The organism is Brucella pecoris, assembly GCF_006376675.1.
In the GTDB taxonomy this organism is placed as follows: Bacteria; Pseudomonadota; Alphaproteobacteria; order Rhizobiales; family Rhizobiaceae; genus Brucella; species Brucella pecoris.
On record NZ_VEWK01000002.1, the window covers coordinates 41,718 to 58,497 of the forward strand.

A 16,780-nucleotide genomic window follows, 5' to 3' on the forward strand; every position below is an offset into this window, starting at 1 on the left:
CATTCGTAAGCGAAACTTCGTAGCGAGCCCGGCCTTTGCGCCGGGCTTTTTCATTCAGGAGATAGCCACATGGCAAAGCCAGAGATCGATCCGGCAAAGCTCTACAAGGTCGACCTTGCGAAAAGCGTGAAGATTGGCCGTTTGATCATCAACCCGTCGAACAGCACGCGCATCCGCGGTGATGCACTCGCCGTGCTGGTCGAGCAGGACAAGAACGCAGTAAAGAACTACGAGGCGGTATAATATGTCTGACCTGTCTAGCTTCCTCTCAACCCAGAATAAAGCGTGGAGCACGCAACTTTGGGACGGCCTCATCGAGGCGATCGGGGCTAGACTGGCGCCCCTCGAAGAAAATCTCGGTATTCAGCGTGAGGTCACCGACGCGATTATCGCTCGCGGCCTCACCGTTATCGAACAAGAGTTGGCTCCTATCGTAAACAACGCGGAAGAATATTTCGGCGGTGCTAAAACGGATCTCGATGCAAAGCTTGTTCGGTTTGAAGAAAAGGTAACCGGTGGAACTGTTATTGCACTGTCTGCGAGTTCATCCAAGCTCGTCTTAGGCGAGCTTGTGACGCTGATCCTAAACCCGAAGGATCGAGAGTTCTTTGCCCCTACACCCTATGTCGCCGTGTCCCGCGCGTCGACTGTTGCAAATTGGGCGATCGGGAAAGTGAGCAGCTTCAATCGATCGACCGGAGTTCTTGCCATCACACTTGAAAAAGTGGAAGGCACGGGCGGACCTTATAATGATTGGGTGATCACAAGTCTCCCTGCCGCGACCATGCTTCAGCAGTATTTCTACGAACAAACTGTTACACTTCGGGCGCAGGTGGCGTCGGATAAATCGGGCACCGCAGCGGACAAGAGTGCGACGGCAACCGCCCGTGACGAAGCTATTTCCGCCCGATCCGGGGCCGTAACCGCGAAAAACGCTGCCGATCAGGTTTTCGCCGATATGCGTAAGGCCGTGGCCGCGCCCGTAGTGACGCCCACCAGCCCTGTCGAAGGCCAGCTTTGGTGGGATGGTTCGATAACTCGCGTTTATCAAAGCGGCGTCGGTTTTGTGCCTACGGTCACTGTCTCGATTGGCGGGCGGCGCTATGAAGAGGGAATATTCGGTGCCTCGCCCGACGGCATTATAACAGTCGGCGGCGGTTTCACAGCGGCAATGGTGTTTCTTGATGGCAAGCTTGCAAAGCAAGACACCGATTATACAGCAGACAGTCCTGTCATCACCGTATTGGATCCTGTTGAAGGGCAGCCCTACTTCGTCGAGGCGTATCTGTCTACCGATGCGACCGACTATGACACAAAGGAGCAGGTAAACACCAAGATTGATGCAGCCATCACGTCTAAACTCGGACAGCCAAACGGCGTCGCGTCGCTGGACAGTACCGGCAAGGTGCCTTCCGCACAGTTGCCAGCCCTGACAACGACAGCAACCGTTGGCGCCGCGATGGCCGGTTCCAATGGGAAAACAACACCTGCGGACGGCGACTTCTTTGCCGGCGTCGAGGCAGGCGGCTCGACCATGTTCAAAACGACATGGGGGAATGTCAAGACTGCGTTGCAAACGTGGATCCGTGGATGGATTACGAAGTCCGATGTTGGGTTGAGTGCTGTCGACAATACGTCGGATGCAAATAAGCCAGTAAGTACTGCGACACTGAATGCACTTAATGGCAAGCTAGGTGCAGATTGGGCGTCTGTCGCGGGCTTTGTAGGAAATACTCCTGATACTCCTTACATTCGTCACCGGGATACCACCACACTTGTTACTCTTGCGAAGTCTTCCGACATTTCTAACGTCAATAATCAATTGAACTATCGGGCCACAGATCATCGTTTTGATGGGTTTATCCAAAACGACGTCTATACCACAGGGACGCGAACCTCTCCCGGCACCGGAGCATCTGGGTACGTTGTTACGTCGATTGAAAAGCCGAACGTAGAACTGTTCTGGGTCCGCAGCAGGCAACCGCAAATCTATATACCGGCATTAGGCTGGCGTGCACTCGGAGGTTGGTAATGAAAAGTTTCGGTAAATTTGTGCCGCAACCGCATGTGGTGGACCTTCCCCCCATGCAGGTTGGGGTTAATGAGGATGGCACACCAATTATGGGGAATAGCACGTCAGTAACGATCTTGATTTTCAAGGATGAAAACGGGGTGGATATTATCGATGTAGCGAAATCCTACCCACATGCCTTCTATATCGCCATTGACGACTATGGCCATGTTGTCTCCATGACTGATGACATAGAGAAATCCCAGATTGCCGAGTTCCAAATCATCGGCATTGACAGCGATTTTGGTTTCACGTCCGGCCCCGGCGGCACCGTCTACGGCAAGTTGTGGAATGGCTCGGAGATTGTTGAGCCACAGCCGGAACCCGTTGTGGTTATCATTCCCGCTGTCACTCTTTGGGAGCGTATGACCGAAAACGAAGCGGAGCAAGTGAATGGCGTAATGGCCACGCAGCCATTTCGTACCCGCAAAATCTTCGAAACCGCAAATACCTTTCGTTCCGATCACGAACTTTGGCCCTTGCTTGAACAAATCGCAACGCAACTATTTGGGTTAGAACGTGGGAGCGAATTGTTGGCCCCACCACTCTGAACTCGTAGCGCCGTCAGAACTGGAAGTAGATAAAGCTCACTGGATTTTCACCGCCAATAACCATTAGGCAGTAGACCCAAAGGCCAACCCACAAGACCGCTCCCGACCGCCAAGGCAATAGGAAGCGTTCTACAAAGGCGAGGCTTGTAGGCCCGACGACTGCGACGATGGCACCGGCAGCTATTATCCAGTCGGCTTTATCGAAGCCTCCTAGACCGCCCGAGCCCGCAAGCCCGCTAAACACCGAAATTGCGGTCGAGAAATCGGGGGAACGAAAGAGTACCCAACCGGCCATGACAAATAGCATCGTCAGAAGCCAGCCCGCTATGGCTGGCGTCTGGAATGATCTTCCTTGCCAATATCGGCAGACGATCAGGCCGACGCCGTGCATCGCGCCCCATACTACGAAGGTCCAGCCCGCGCCGTGCCAAAGGCCGCAAAGCGTCATTGAAACAAGCGTGGCAAAGATAAATCTCGCCTGTCCGGCCCTAGAACCGCCCAACGGGATATAAAGGTAATCGCGGATATATCGCGAAAGCGTCATGTGCCAGCGCCGCCAAAACTCGCGGAGCGAAGTAGCGCGGTAAGGCACGTTGAAATTGATAGGAAGCCTCAAGCCCATCATTAGCGACATTCCTATCGCCATGTCGGTATACGCCGAGAAATCGAAGTAAAGTTGCAGCGAGAAGGCAAGAACACCCATCCAACTATCAAGGAGTGGTTGCGGCGCAATTGCCGACGCCGCGAACATCGGATCAGCAATGGTCGCCAGCGGGTCGGCGATCAGAAGCTTTTTTGCAAGGCCAAGCGTGAGCAGAACAAAGCCGCGTCCGAGCCTTTCATTCGCTCCCGGCCGCAGTGGATCTTTCTCAAACTGCTCAACGATTTCATCGTGGCGCACGATAGGTCCGGCTATGAGGCGCGGAAAGAAAAGGACGAACAGCATAAATCGGCTGAACCGATAGTGCTTCTGGTGTCCGCGCATCTGATCCGCGAGGTACGAAACAAGTTCGAACGTGAAGAACGATATGCCTATCGGCAGAACCCAGGATGAATGCGGCAACGAGATGCCGATGATGCCTTCGATATTGGCGATGAGGAAGTCTGAGTATTTGAACAGGCAAAGCACGGCAAGATTTAGGGCTATGCCAATCCAGAGCAGTGCGCGCAGTCGAAAGCGGAAATAGATTTCCGCGCAAGCCCACGTTAGCGCAGCTTGGCCGAGCAAAAGCGGAACGAAACGAGCGTCCCACCAACCGTAAAAAATCAGAGACGCTACGATCAAGACGCCGATACGAACTTCCGTTTTGCGCGCAGCCAAGAAGTAAAAGGCGAGCGTCAGGGGAAGGAAGATCAGGAGGAATAGCTGTGTTTGAAATAACATCTGTTTACTTCTGCGCCGCCGTCACTTGAAGAATGTCCGTCGACTGGCCGTCGCGGTATGCCCGACCAATCGCCCTAACGATTTGCGCCCCTAGCGGGAGGCGATAGTGCATCGGGTCCCAATAGTTGAGGTCGTTCGTCGTAAACGGCGAAGCAAAGGCCATATCGAATATTGGAATTCCCCGCGCCCCGGCTAATTCCTTAGTACGGCGAAAGCATTCTTTTTCAGCTTGTTCGTTTCGTGTTCCGGGCACGGCAAGCGCCGTGACATTGACCGGCATCCGAACGATTAACGTCTTTGTGTCGTCCGGGATTTCGGAAAGTGTTACGGCAAGCCAGTCGAGTGCAGGGAACTTGAGATTGGCCAATTCTTCGGGCGTTAGTGGCGTCAAGTCTGGCTGCGGTATTGGCTTCTCGTGAATATGGGCGTAGGCGCGTTCCGCGTCGTAGTTATCTTCGCCCGGTGTAAAGTCGCCGAAGCCGTCAGCATCTTGGTAGGGTTGGCGCGACCCTGTCGCGACTTTCACTGATTTGCGAAGAGCGTCCCAAAGCTCAAGATTGAGAATATCCGCGAAATCGTTGATGGGATTTTCGTCATAGAAAGTCTTTGGAAAGAGCCGGAAAGTCACACGTTGTTCGTCTGCCGCTTGATTGCACCAAACCATCCAGTCGAGCGACAGAATAACGGTTTCTGGCTTCTCGACTTGCCGCAAGAATAAGCGCGCGAGTTGCGTTTGTTCCCATGCGGTCGATGCATCCATAGACAGATTTGCGAACTTGCCGCCGAACTCATTTTCCAAATCTTGTGGGGTGAGTAGGCGCGATGAAGACGTTCCAAAGATAGCGGATTGATGCCGACCAGAGCGAGCAATGGACGGATACGTGTACCTTTGATTGTGATCGGCGAACACCTGTGAAAGCGGCGTTATCGGAAAGTTGCCGAAAGGATTAAGAATGAAAACGGCCAAGAATAGCAACGCCACGCTTCCGAATGCGCCAATCACTGTCCATCGGGAGAATGTATTCCAACGCTGGTTTTGGGAAGGCGAAGTGGCGGCCTGATACTGATCGTCGCTTCTTAAAAAAGAATTCAAATAATCCGTGACGGCGCGAATAGCCCTCATAAGTCCCCCAACCCAAAATTAATCCGTCCAAAATCCAAGCGATATGGCCCTATCATAATGGCAACTTGTTTGGAAACGTTCGGATACAAAATGTATCAATGCCGCCAGTCTTTGGCGGCATTTTTGCAACGCTCACAGCCCGGCCATCGTGCCAGGCTTTTGATTTTACACCTGACCTACCCGGCCATCGTGCCGGGTTTTGTCGTTTCTAAGGAGCCGATCAAATGGCAGATATCTATCTTCACGGTGTTGAAACGGTGGAGCAGAACAACGGCCCTCGCCCGGTCGAGACCATCGACACCGGTGTCATCGGCCTGCTTGGCGTTGCGCCTGATGCGGACCCGCTTCTCTGGCCGCTGAACACTGTTGTTCCCGTCTACGGTGCTGGTGGCGAAGTCAAAGGCCTCGGCGCAACTGGAACTTTGAAGGACGCGATTGACGGAATTTTCGACCAAGCCGGGCGCGTGTCGCAGACAATCCTCGTCGTTCGCGTCGAGGAAGGCGCGAACATCAACCAGACGATGAGCAACATCATCGGCGACGCGACGAGTTACACTGGCATGCATGCCCTGCGGACGGCGCAGGGAGAGCATGGCTTGAAGCCAAAGTTGCTCATTGCTCCGGGCTTCATGTCGCAACGACCGGCCGATGGCATCAGCGCAATTGAGATCACGGCGGGTGGCGCAGGTTATACCTCCGTTCCGACAGTCACGATTACCGGTGCGGGATCTGGCGCTGAAGCCGTGGCAACGATCAACTCCACGACCGGAGTGGTCGACGAGATCGTGATCACGAAGCCAGGCTTCGGTTACACCACAGCTCCAACGGTAACGCTGTCCGGCGGGGGTGCAACCACCGATGCCACGGCAACCGCCGCAGTCGGTACGGTCGCTAACCCGGTGACCATGGAATTCCTCACGCTGGCGAACCGATTCCGCGCTGGCGTGATCAAGGACTCCACCGCGACCACGACCTCAGCAGCAATCCAAGACCGCCTGGACTACGACACCGACCGCCTTCTGATTGTCGAGCCAATGGTCAAGGTATTCCGGGATGCGGCTGTTGTAACCGAACCAGCCTCCGCCCGTGTCGCCGGTCTCCAAGCTCGGGTTGACTACAGCGAAGGGTTCTGGGTTTCCCCTTCGAACCATGTTGTCGAAGGCATCGTCGGCATTTCGCGACCGATAGAGCATTCGATCACGGACCCGTCGGCAGAGTCGCAACTCCTCAATAAGAATGCGATTGCCGCAATCGTTCGGGCACCGAGCGGCGGCTTCAAGCTGTGGGGCAGCCGAGTGCCTTCCTCGGACTCGTTGAAAAACTTCTGGTCGGTTCGCCGCGCCCACGACACGATCATCGACTCGGTCGAGCTCGCGTCTGAAGCGTTCATCGACAAGCCGTTCAGCCTTCAGAACCTGACAGACATCGCAGAGACCGTGAACTCGGCACTCCGTCGATGGGCTGCCATGGGCGCAACGCTCGGCGGGCGCGTATGGCTCGACGTGTCTCTCAACACCAAGGAGACGTGGGCCTCGGGGCATCTCTACATCAGCTACGACGCTGAAGCCCCTGCTCCGATCGAGCACATCACGTTCATGTTCTCGCGAAACACCGGCTACTACACGGTCCTTGCCGAGAATGCCGCTCGTGAAATCGCTCGTCTGGCGGGCACTGCCCTCCAGACAGCGTAACAAAACCTCCCGCACGATAAGGAGATCATCCAATGCGGCATATCCTGCAAGGCTTCACCATGTTCATGGAAGGCCTCGACTTCGGTATCGACACGGAAGAGGTTGATCTGCCTCTTCCCCGCCCAATGACCCAGGAATATCGCGGCGGCGGTATGGACCTTGGCGTTTCACAGGCGATGTCGGCCATCGAAGCCCTCGAAGTCACCGTGAAGATGGCGGGGCACAACCCTGACATCATGAAGCGCATGGCCCTTCGTCCTGGGCTCACGACCCGCGTGACCTTCCGTGGCGGTATTCTTCGCGAGCTGGACGGCGGTATCGCAGCCCACGTCTGCATCGTGGAAGGTGCCATCAACGGCAGCTCGCGTGATCGCTGGCAGCGTGGCGAAAAAGGCGGCGTCGAGTTCGTCATGAACTCCATCAAGTACATGCGCTACGAGGCGGACACCGACGTCATCCATGAGCTTCAGGCATGGCCTCCGAAGCGCATCATCAACGGCGTTAACCAGCTCAATGAGCTGAACCAGGCGCTCGGCTACTAAGCCGGGCGTTCTGCTTTTCAGGAGAGTGGAATGAACCAGGTCACGAAGTCTCTCAGCCGAGAGGAAATCGCGAGGGTGGAAGCTCGCAAAGCTGAAACGAAAACACTGCAGGAGGCGATTGCAAAGACGCCTCCCCGGTTTGTGAATGGGGACGAGGGTCGACTGATGGTCGTCGATCTGGATTTCCCGGTCGAGTATGATGGAGTCACTTACAGCCAGATTACCATCCGCCGCCCGGTCATCCGCGAATGGCGCGATTATATTCAGGCGTGCATCGACGCTGTGAATGAGCACGGCAAAGGCGCCGACGAACGTGTCGACATGCCGTGGATGAGCGCCCCAGCAGCTGTTCTTGAAAGCCTAGACTTTGTCGACGGTTCCCGTGTGGAGGCGGCGCAAGAAGGTTTTTTCGCGCAGTCAACGTTACCCCACGAGGAGGGTACGGAGAACCAATCCCCGCCCGAATAGAAGCGTGGCTCAGCATCTCCTACAAGGTAATGCGCGAGAGCAACGGCGGGGTATCCCTTGAATCCATTCTGGACATGACCTTCCCGCAGCTTGTCGAGCTATGGGCCGAGGCTATCCAGCTACAGTAGGTGGATAGTTATGGCATCTCGTGTTGCTACCCTTCGTCTTCAGCTGATTGATTCCGCGAGTGGCACGGCCAAGAAAACCTCGGAAGCCCTCAAGGGACTTGAGTCCACGATTTCCAAGCTCGGGCGCAACGGTGTGGCCGGCGCGAAGAACTTGGGAAACCAGCTCGACTACTTACGCCGTAAGGCTGCGGCCGTCGGTGATTTCAAAGACCTGCGCCGTGGTCTGGCTCAGACCTACGGCCAGTTCCGTCAGGCGCGCACTCACGCCAAGCAGCTCGAGCAGGCTCTTGCATCGGTTTCCAAGCCGACAGCTAAGATGAATGCCGACATGCGCTCGGCGCGTAGCGCTTTGAAGGCAGCGACGTCAGCGTTCAAGGATCAGCGTTCGGCCGTTCGTTCGGCCGAGCAGGCACTGAGATCCTTCAGCGTCAACAGCCGCACCGGGATTTCCGCATCGCAGCGTCAAGTCCGAAACGAGATGGCGCAGACCATCCGCAAAATGCGCGAGATGGAGCGTGAGGCCCGTAAGCCGAAGCGCCCGCCATCACCACCCGGTCGGTCGAGCGGTCCTTCGGTTGGAGGAGTCGTAGCAGGCGCAGCTGGTGGGTATGTAGCACACCGCGCAGGTGGTGTTGCCCGCAACGCATTCCTGGACACGGTCTCTTACGATCAGGCGAAGGCTTATCGTGATGCTCTCGGCTATGATGCGTTTGACGCCAAGGGCCGCGAGGCCATGAACGCGCAGTCTGAGAAGATCGGTTATGAAACGCGCTTCACCAACGCGGACGTTGTCCGTGGGCAGGTAGGCTTGCTGCAGGGTGGTATCCGTGATGCGGACGCTATCATCAACGCCATGCGCCCGATCACGGACTACGCTCTGGCTATGGGCGTCAGCTTGGAAGAGGCGACGGAAACAGTTCGAAGCTCCACACAGATTCGTCAGATCTCGCTGACCGATGCGAAGGCTGTCACCACATTCGTTGACAGCTTGGTCTGGATGGCGAAGAACGCCGGTATGGATGACAGCGACGTTCGCCAGTATGTCCGATACGGCGGCAGCGCCATGCAGAGCGTGGGGCTGTCTGATCCAGTTGCCAACGCCATGGGCGTCGTGCTTCGCCGTTCTGGCTATAAGGGCGACGAGGCTGGTGTGTTCGCACGTACGGCCGCTGCAAAGCTCGGCGCTCCGACCAACCCCGGCCGACTGGCTCTTCAAACGATGGGCCTGAACTTCGATGACTACGTGACACAGCCAGAGGCCTTTAAGGTCGGCGGCATCGACAAGATGATCCAGGAAAACTTCGGTGTCCGTCTGGGCAAGGAGATGCAGGATAAGATCACGAAGTACATCGAGGAAGGCACCTTCTTCAACGAGGATCTCGGGGAAGATATGCCTGTCGGTAGTGACCGCGGCATGTTCACTTCTGGAATCATGGACATCATCGAGCCAGCGTTTGGCAAGATGTCAGCCAAGGACAAGAAGGATCTCGCCAAAAAGCTCGGTGACTTCCACAAGTTCAGTGCGGAGAGCGTCGACTCCGAGCGCTTGCTTATGGATATCCTCAAGTCCGATCCCACGATTGCTCAGCTCAATGCGTTCTTCACACAGAGACAGGGCTCACGAGCCAGCGTGCTCGCAAACAGATTCCCTGAGCTGCAGAATGCCATCCAGCTTATGCAGAACACCCCAGAGGGGATCACCAACAAGATCGGCGTTAAGGCGAACGAAGGTCTCTACGGTGACTACACCCGTGCGACGGGTGCGGTGGAAACGGCGCTCATCAAGATCGTCTCCGATTGGGAAAAGCCGATCAGCGGCGCGCTCAAGGGTGTAGACTATCTGGCATCCGAGTTCACACAGCTGAGTGAAACCACCCGTCGGGTCATTGAAGCTTTGGGTGCTCTCGCCCTCGCTGCCGGTGGCTACGCAGCCATGCAGGCAGGACGCGGTCTTCTTGGTCGAATCCTTGGTGGCGGCGCAGGTGCTGCCGCCTCGACGGCAGGAGGTGCGGCGGCTGGTGCGGCTGGCGGTGGGATCATAAAGAGCGCCCTCAAGCTCGGTGGGCGGGTAGTCGCCAGTCCGCTTGGTGCAGGCGCCATTACAGCTACGGCTCTTAACCAGACCGACCCAGACGGAAACCTATGGGGGCTGACAAGCGGCGTTGACGCATGGGTGGAAAAGCACACGGGTATTAACCCTTCGAACGTTCAGCTCGGACGCAAGCGCACACCCCAGGAATCTCTTGAGGTCGACATCTCGCAGCAGACAGCTCAATGGCCTATCGCCGCTCAACAAGGAATGCGCGAGTATATCGGCGTTCTTATGCAGGGCGGCGCAGAGGCTGAGAGCAAGGCCACGGCCACCGGCGAGCAGATCAAACAGGCTCTGACGGTTAATGGCGCACTGACAATCGATACCGGCCAGCTCGAAAGAGCACTGGGTATGGCACGTCAGTTTGCCGCTGTGGCCCGTGGCGGTAGCGCTGCGGCACCAGCCGTGTCGCCGTCTGGCGGCTCCCTTGATCCGAAGCTCGACGGCAAGCGAGCGGCAGGCGGTCCTGTGAAGGCAGGCGGCGTGTACCAGATCAACGAGCGTGGGCAGGAGATTTTCGTACCGGGATCTAACGGAACGATCATCCCGAACCACAAGATCGGTGGCGGCGGGGTGACTGTTCATGCGCCGATCAACCTCGGCGGCATAACTGTCGGTGCTGGCGCAGATGCTGCCAGCATCAAGGCTGCGGTCCAGCAAGGAGTCGATCAGGCTGTCAGTCAGCTTGATGCGAAATTGCGGCGCTCTCTCGAAGTCGCATTCACCAACATAGCTTATGGAGATGCGTGATGCTTATGGCATGGGGACCGTTCCGGTTCACAGTACCGAACTATTCGGTAGAGACAGTCCGACGGTCCCTGTCGCCGCGCATGGAGGAGCAGCCCGTTATCGGCGCCGCTCCTCTTCTCCATCGGTTAGGTCCGGGCGCAGAGGAGATCACCCTCGAGTCAACATTTCATCCCCGGCACTTCAACGGCCGGGGGCTGTCCCAGCTCGCCGGAGTGCGTGAGGCGGTTAACGCTCTAGTCCCTCTTCATCTCGTTCACGTTAACAGCGCAGGCCAGAACATATTCGGTCAATGGCTGGCGACGTCGATCAGCAATGAGGAGACCACCTTCGACACAGCGGGGACTCCACAGACGGTGACGGTCACCCTCGCAATGAAGCGGTACGACCAGTCAGCCGCTCGTCTGGCAGCGCTATCGTTGTCTGCAGGTGGCATCTCGTTGTCCGCAGGCATAGGCGCAGGCGGATCATTCAACGTTTCACTGAGGCTCGGGTTCTAATGCCAGTCCCTAAATTCTCGATCAGCGCCAATGGCGTAGACATCACTGATCGGCTTGCAGGCTCCGGTGTCAGCATGACCATCACAGATGGCGTGGGAACAAGATCGGATACCCTGTCCATCGTCCTGGATGACATTGACGGTTCGATCGCTGCGCCAAAGACCGGCGCGGTGCTTAACCCGATTGGCGGGTACGAAGGGCAGATGCGGGATTTCGGCCTGTTCTCCGTGGACTCGGTGGTCTTTACGGGCTGGCCGCAGCAGATACAGATTCAGGCGAAGTCCGTCGCAGCAAAGTCCCTCACAAAGCAACGAGAGCCAAAGGCATATCCCAAGAAAGACTTCCCAACATACGGGGATATTTTTGCAGATATCGCCGGGCGCGTAGGTTTGTCTCTCAGCATTTCGGACGGCATCAAAGCCACCGTCAACGTCTATGAGGCGCAGACCGAGGAAAGCTCGGTCGAGTTTATGACGCGCATAGGCGAGAAGCTTAACGCGTCCGTTTCCGTCAAGGCTGGACATGTTGCTGTAGTTGCTCGCGGCGATGGCAAGAGCGCTACTGGCGCGTTCTTACCTGACATAATCGTAGCCCGTGGCAAAAACCTCTTGAGCTATTCCGTCACAGAGAAGGATGAGCCAAAGCACAGCAAGGTCGAGGCATCCTACTACGACAGGAAGAAAAACAAGAAGGAGACGGTCGAGGTTTCGACCGGACTTGAGGGGCCGACGTTCTCGATCCGTGTTCCACTTCAGGACAAGGACGAAGCCGAGCGTCGAGCCGACTCCGAGGCTAAGAAATTACAGCGGAGTGCCGCAGAGGCATCGTTCGAAATCAACGGGGAGCCTTTTGCTCAGGCAGGAGCCAACGTCATTGCCAGTGGATGCAGGTCGAATGTTGACGGGGCTTGGTTGGCTGAGACCGTGACGCACAACTTCTCCGCCAGCGGCGCGTACAAAACGTCCATCTCCTGCAAGAAGCCTAATAAAAGCGGTTCTGGCTCTGGCAAGAATGGCTCTTCCTCATCGTCGGCATCGGCAGGGAAGACAAACCCCGCAGGATCTACGCCTCGGAGCACTCCGCAATATGAAGCGGGCGTGCCAAGCCTGACCGGCGATCCCGGCTCCAACATTGGATAGGAGATGGCAATGCTGAACCGCGTCGTCACGAGCTTAACCGGGGAAAAGGTTTACATCACGATCGACGGTGATGTCCTCGACGCCATCGCATACGCCTACTACGGCAAGCACGGGAAAAATACCGAGGCTTTGATGGAAGCGAACGCTGACCTGCTGGCATACGGCCCGACCCTTCCGGCCGGTCTGCGGGTCAAGCTCCCCACGATATCCCAGGAAGAACAGGCACAGGCGTTTAAAACCCTGTGGGACTGATCGTCTCCCTCACGGGATGACGTAGCCCGCCTGCTTCCCCTTCCACCCGGAGCGGGCGGGCACACCAAACACCATTCAGGAGAAACATCATGTCGCGCATTCCGGCGCAATGGATGCCGCACGTCCCTATGAAGCGGATCATCTGCCATTGGACGGCTGGCACCAACACTGCCAACGACGTCGACAAGAAAGCTTATCACATCCTCGTGCAGGGTGACGGGTCGACTGTCCGAGGGGTCGCTTCCATTGCAGCGAACTCCGGCAAGCTGACCGATAGCTATGCGGCGCACACGCTCAACTGCAATACGGATTCCATCGGGATCTCGATGTGCGGCATGGCTGGCGCTGTGGAGTCACCGTTCATTGCCGGCAAGTATCCGATTACGAAAGTGCAATGGGATGCTCTGGTAGAAGCAGTGGCCGAGCTGGCTGCCACCTACGGGATCGAGGTCACGCCGAAGACGATCCTGTTTCACGCCGAGGTCCAGACGAACCTTGGTATCAAGCAGAAAAACAAGTGGGACGTTACCCGCTTGCCATTCGACGGTAGCATTACCGGCGCGACCCACATTGGCAACCGCATGCGTTCGGAGGTTTCCGCGCGCATGAAGGGCGGCTCTACGGTCGCTCTCGAGCCTATGCCCGTCGGCGGCATGGCCCAAGCCGTCACCCTCGCCAAAACCCGAACGCAGAAGGGTGGCCCGGACACCGGAAGTATCCCCGCAGGCACGACTGTTGAAGTGGTCGCGGTCGATGGGATGCTCATCCAGATCGAGACTCCGGCTGGCTATCTCGTATGGGCTGACCGCAGCGACTTCGATGTGGTCGACGGCCCGGCAGTCGAGACAGACACCAAGCCGAACCCGAAGCGTCAGAAAATCGCAGAGATCCGCAGGCTGCTCGACAGTCTCGAAGCTGACCTCGCCTGACCAATCAGCCGCCCAGGCGGTCCTTTAAGGAGTAATCCCCATGAACTATTCCATCAAAGCGCTTTCCGCGTATGTCGTCCTCGCGCTGGTTGGCGCAGCCTTCATCCTCATCGGTGCGGTTGCCGGTGCTCTGGCGCAGGACGCAGCGACATCGGTGAAGGCCTCGACAATCTTCGACGTCTTCATGCCGTACATTCAGGAAGCGGCATTCGCTCTCATCGCGGCCGCAGTGGGCTGGCTTCTCGTGAAATGGACCAAGCTCACCGGTCTGAGTATCGAAGCAAGCCATCGAGACGCCCTGCAGACTGCACTCAAGAATGCGGTGAACTTCGGTCTCAATAAGCTCGAAGATAAAGCCGACAAGGCGTCCATCGATGTTAAGAGCGCCGTGCTCGCCGCCGGGATCGACTACGTTCTCAAGTCAGTGCCGGATGCGGTCAAGTTCTTCGGGCTCTCGCCCGAGCGCCTCGCCGATCTCCTCGAAGCAAAGCTCCACATCTACCCGGATGTCGGCGAGCTCGTGTCGTATGACGAGAAGTCAAAGGGCGAAGGGGCTGCCGGTGCTTGAGGTCGTTCTTTCGGTACTGGCAGGGGCATTCGCCTCGCTGATCCGAGATCTGTTTAGGGACTGGAGCTATGAGCGAAGTCTGAAGGATCTCGGCGCCGCCGACGCCGTGAGCGAAATATCAAAGCAGTTGCAGGGCAAAGCCGATGAACAACATGAAAATGACATGGCCGATAGGGGCACTGCTTCTGATGTCGCTCGCAGGCTGCGTGACCGCATCGGGACCGCAGGGTGAATTGGCATTGGGGCGGGCGTGTCCTGCCCCGACGCCGCTGCCGAGGCAACAGGCAATACTCAGCTACCTTGAAACGGCTGCGCCCTCCAAGGAGCTCGATGTACTGGCGACTGAGTGGGAGCGGCTCGACGAAGGTGCAAGAAGGGCGCGGGAATAATGGGCGATTTTTTCAAAGAGCAAATGGGCTTCATCCTGGCAACTGCCGGGGGGCTGATCGTCTCAGTCATGTCGTCGGAGCGTCACTCGTTCGTGGTCGCCATCACGCGCGTGGCTGCCGGTCTCTTCTGCGCGACGGTCTTGGCGGATCCATTTATTGATTTCATGCAGCTCGAACCGGGGACGTATCGCAACGGCGTCGCCGGACTTTTTGCAATGATGGGCTACGCGCTCACACGGTTCACCGCGAACATTGACGGCAATACTATGCTCGATTTCATTCGCGCGCTCAGAGGTGGAAAATGACGACACCTGCGGAATCTTCACGCATTGGCGACAAGGTCTTCGGGTGGGTGGTGCTGATCGCCTTCCTCGCTTTTCTCGTTCACCGGCCGGTGTTTCGACTGATCGAGGATATCAGCATGACCCGTGAGGAGCTTGTAATACAACTCGTGCCCAGGGCCATGACGGAAACGGCGGGTTATGCCTGCCGTGCCCTTCACGCCCCTCCGTAGGAAAACTGCAATTCTCTTAATCCTCCCAAGGATACGCCCCGCTGCCGAAAGGTGGCGGGGCTTTTTGCGTTTTACCGGTCTGCTTTTCTGGCTTTTCCACAGCCGAAGAAACCCGTGGATAATACCAACCGTCCGTGGGACACCGGGATGCTATCTTATTGAAACGTATTGCGTGAAATTAATTACACGTGGGACACCTAAACCCACCTTTTCCGGGCTATGCGGCGACTTTTCAAATCTTCTCGACCGCACCATCTTCTCTCAAGAACAATTTAAAACGCTTTCCCCGCAAGGGGTTACAGCTATTTCTTGATTAGAGATCTTCACTTCCCATCGACGCATTACCAATGAAAACGCGCCCTTCGAAGAAAAGCGCGTCTGGTTTATGACGATATTCTCGTTCAGTTTTTGCCTATTTCCGCGATGATTGCGTCGCTATGCTCCCCAAGCTTCGGCGAACGCTTGTCGAGCTTCAGTTCGGCATCGGAGAAGCGAATGGGCGTTCTCAGGCCGGGAACGCCTTGCGGATCAATCTTCATTGCCCTTGCCTCGAATTGCGGGTCTGTAAACACGTCGGCCACCGTGTTGATCGGTCCGGCGGGCACGCCGATTCTGGCAAGTTCGGCTAGAAGATCATCACGTTTCCACGCCTTGGTCTTTTCTTCCAGAAGTGCTGTCAGAGCAGCCCGGTTGGCCACACGTGCCGAATTGCTCACGAAACGCTCATCGGCTGCGATGTCGCCAATGCCAAGCAAGGACGTCAGTTTGCCGAACTGTCCATCATTGCCGCAGGCGATGATGAAATAACCATCGCATACCGGCAGCGTCTGATAGGGCGCGATATTCGGATGCGCATTGCCCATGCGCTTCGGCGATACGCCTGATGCGAGATAGTTCATGGCCTGATTGGCCAGTACTGCCGACATACAGTCGAAAAGTGCCATATCGATGTGCTGGCCTGTGCCGGTACGCTCGCGCATGATGAGTGCGGATTGGATCGCGATCACGCTGTAAAGCCCGGTGAAGATGTCGGCAAAAGCTACGCCGATCTTCTGCGGCTCACCGTCAGGTTCACCGGTGAGATCCATGATGCCGCCCATGCCCTGGATCATGAAATCATAGCCCGCACGCTCCGCATAGGGGCCGGTATGGCCGAAACCGGTGATTGAGCAATAGATCAGGCGCGGATTGATGGCTTTCAGGCTTTCATAGTCGAGGCCATACTTATCCAACCCGCCCAACTTGAAGTTCTCGATGACAATGTCAGCGTCGGCTACAAGCTGGCGCACCAGCTCCCGGCCCTCGTCGGTGCGAAAATCCGCCGTAATCGAGCGTTTGCCGCGATTGCAGGCATGGAAATAGGCGGCGGACTGTTCGCCTTCCACATCAATGAATGGCGGGCCCCATTTGCGTGTATCGTCACCTTCAGGGCTTTCCACCTTGATGACATCGGCTCCAAGATCGGAGAGCGTTTGCCCTACCCATGGCCCGGCAAGAATGCGCGCCAGTTCTACCACCTTGAGACCGTCAAGCGGCGTGTTCTGCATTTTCAGCAATCCTGTATTAGAGCGCATCCCGAAAAGTGTGAAACGGTTTTCGGATAAGATGCGCGTCAAAACAAATAGTTAGAGCGCCGATCTGATGCAATCAGATCGAAATGCGCTCTAAATAAAGAGGCCCGCCCGCGAACTG

Annotated in this window: 18 protein-coding genes; 15 read left to right on the forward strand and 3 right to left on the reverse strand. The window is 56.7% G+C overall.

Annotated features, from left to right (window positions below; translation table 11 throughout):
• The first annotated feature begins 69 nt into the window (after nt 1-69).
• From FIB18_RS24750 to FIB18_RS25125, 3 genes are read left to right on the forward strand one after another with little or no spacing between them, the layout of a single operon-like run.
• Nucleotides 70-243, forward strand: a complete 174-nt coding sequence (locus FIB18_RS24750) for a hypothetical protein (protein ID WP_158295687.1) — start codon at nt 70-72, stop codon at nt 241-243.
• A 1-nt stretch (nt 244) separates the two neighbouring features.
• Entirely contained in the window at nt 245-2,032 is a 1,788-nt protein-coding gene (locus FIB18_RS24935) for a hypothetical protein (RefSeq protein WP_174977388.1), read from the forward strand.
• Complete coding sequence (locus tag FIB18_RS25125) at nt 2,032-2,622, forward strand: hypothetical protein (protein WP_235894826.1); 591 nt, start codon at nt 2,032-2,034, stop codon at nt 2,620-2,622. The genes FIB18_RS24935 and FIB18_RS25125 overlap by 1 nt, the downstream gene beginning before the upstream one ends.
• Before the next feature lie 13 nt (nt 2,623-2,635).
• Here FIB18_RS25125 and FIB18_RS03445 read toward each other — a convergent pair whose 3' ends face one another.
• Nucleotides 2,636-4,006, reverse strand: a complete 1,371-nt coding sequence (locus FIB18_RS03445) for an MBOAT family O-acyltransferase (RefSeq protein ID WP_140019453.1) — start codon at nt 4,004-4,006, stop codon at nt 2,636-2,638.
• A gap of 4 nt (nt 4,007-4,010) precedes the next feature.
• On the reverse strand, nt 4,011-5,129 hold the full coding sequence (locus tag FIB18_RS03450; RefSeq protein ID WP_140019454.1) for a hypothetical protein: 1,119 nt from the start codon (nt 5,127-5,129) through the stop codon (nt 4,011-4,013).
• Nucleotides 5,130-5,353: 224 nt separating this feature from the next.
• On the opposite strand from FIB18_RS03450, the gene FIB18_RS03455 reads away from it, so the two are divergent.
• The 12 genes from FIB18_RS03455 (at nt 5,354) to FIB18_RS03510 (ending at nt 15,088) form a co-directional block, all read left to right on the forward strand.
• The gene (locus FIB18_RS03455; RefSeq protein ID WP_140019455.1) at nt 5,354-6,820 is read left to right on the forward strand and encodes a phage tail sheath subtilisin-like domain-containing protein; all 1,467 of its coding nucleotides are present in this window, start codon (nt 5,354-5,356) and stop codon (nt 6,818-6,820) included.
• A 32-nt stretch (nt 6,821-6,852) separates the two neighbouring features.
• Nucleotides 6,853-7,362 carry a phage major tail tube protein gene (locus FIB18_RS03460; protein WP_140019456.1) on the forward strand — a complete coding sequence of 170 codons (510 nt, stop codon included), beginning with the start codon at nt 6,853-6,855 and terminating at the stop codon, nt 7,360-7,362.
• A gap of 30 nt (nt 7,363-7,392) precedes the next feature.
• The gene (locus FIB18_RS03465; protein ID WP_140019457.1) at nt 7,393-7,830 is read left to right on the forward strand and encodes a phage tail assembly protein; all 438 of its coding nucleotides are present in this window, start codon (nt 7,393-7,395) and stop codon (nt 7,828-7,830) included.
• 138 nt (nt 7,831-7,968) lie between these two features.
• Nucleotides 7,969-10,800: a phage tail tape measure protein gene (locus tag FIB18_RS03470; protein ID WP_140019458.1), complete on the forward strand. Its 2,832-nt coding sequence runs from the start codon at nt 7,969-7,971 to the stop codon at nt 10,798-10,800.
• A gap of 5 nt (nt 10,801-10,805) precedes the next feature.
• Nucleotides 10,806-11,297: a phage tail protein gene (locus FIB18_RS25440; RefSeq protein ID WP_407921844.1), complete on the forward strand. Its 492-nt coding sequence runs from the start codon at nt 10,806-10,808 to the stop codon at nt 11,295-11,297.
• A gap of 74 nt (nt 11,298-11,371) precedes the next feature.
• The gene (locus FIB18_RS03480; protein ID WP_158295688.1) at nt 11,372-12,436 is read left to right on the forward strand and encodes a phage late control D family protein; all 1,065 of its coding nucleotides are present in this window, start codon (nt 11,372-11,374) and stop codon (nt 12,434-12,436) included.
• A gap of 9 nt (nt 12,437-12,445) precedes the next feature.
• Nucleotides 12,446-12,688 carry a tail protein X gene (locus FIB18_RS03485; RefSeq protein WP_140019461.1) on the forward strand — a complete coding sequence of 81 codons (243 nt, stop codon included), beginning with the start codon at nt 12,446-12,448 and terminating at the stop codon, nt 12,686-12,688.
• A gap of 89 nt (nt 12,689-12,777) precedes the next feature.
• Nucleotides 12,778-13,617 (forward strand): peptidoglycan recognition protein family protein, encoded by an 840-nt coding sequence (locus FIB18_RS03490; RefSeq protein ID WP_140019462.1) that lies wholly within the window; start codon nt 12,778-12,780, stop codon nt 13,615-13,617.
• A 40-nt stretch (nt 13,618-13,657) separates the two neighbouring features.
• A complete protein-coding gene (locus FIB18_RS03495) occupies nt 13,658-14,185 on the forward strand; it encodes a hypothetical protein (protein ID WP_140019463.1) in 528 nt (175 codons plus the stop codon).
• A gap of 143 nt (nt 14,186-14,328) precedes the next feature.
• Nucleotides 14,329-14,574 (forward strand): hypothetical protein, encoded by a 246-nt coding sequence (locus FIB18_RS03500; protein ID WP_140019464.1) that lies wholly within the window; start codon nt 14,329-14,331, stop codon nt 14,572-14,574.
• Nucleotides 14,574-14,879: a hypothetical protein gene (locus FIB18_RS03505; protein ID WP_140019465.1), complete on the forward strand. Its 306-nt coding sequence runs from the start codon at nt 14,574-14,576 to the stop codon at nt 14,877-14,879. The genes FIB18_RS03500 and FIB18_RS03505 overlap by 1 nt, the downstream gene beginning before the upstream one ends.
• A complete protein-coding gene (locus FIB18_RS03510) occupies nt 14,876-15,088 on the forward strand; it encodes a hypothetical protein (RefSeq protein ID WP_140019466.1) in 213 nt (70 codons plus the stop codon). Before FIB18_RS03505 ends, FIB18_RS03510 begins: the two co-directional genes overlap by 4 nt.
• Before the next feature lie 401 nt (nt 15,089-15,489).
• Here FIB18_RS03510 and FIB18_RS03515 read toward each other — a convergent pair whose 3' ends face one another.
• Nucleotides 15,490-16,635 carry a CaiB/BaiF CoA transferase family protein gene (locus tag FIB18_RS03515; RefSeq protein ID WP_140019467.1) on the reverse strand — a complete coding sequence of 382 codons (1,146 nt, stop codon included), beginning with the start codon at nt 16,633-16,635 and terminating at the stop codon, nt 15,490-15,492.
• Nucleotides 16,636-16,780 lie beyond the last annotated feature (145 nt).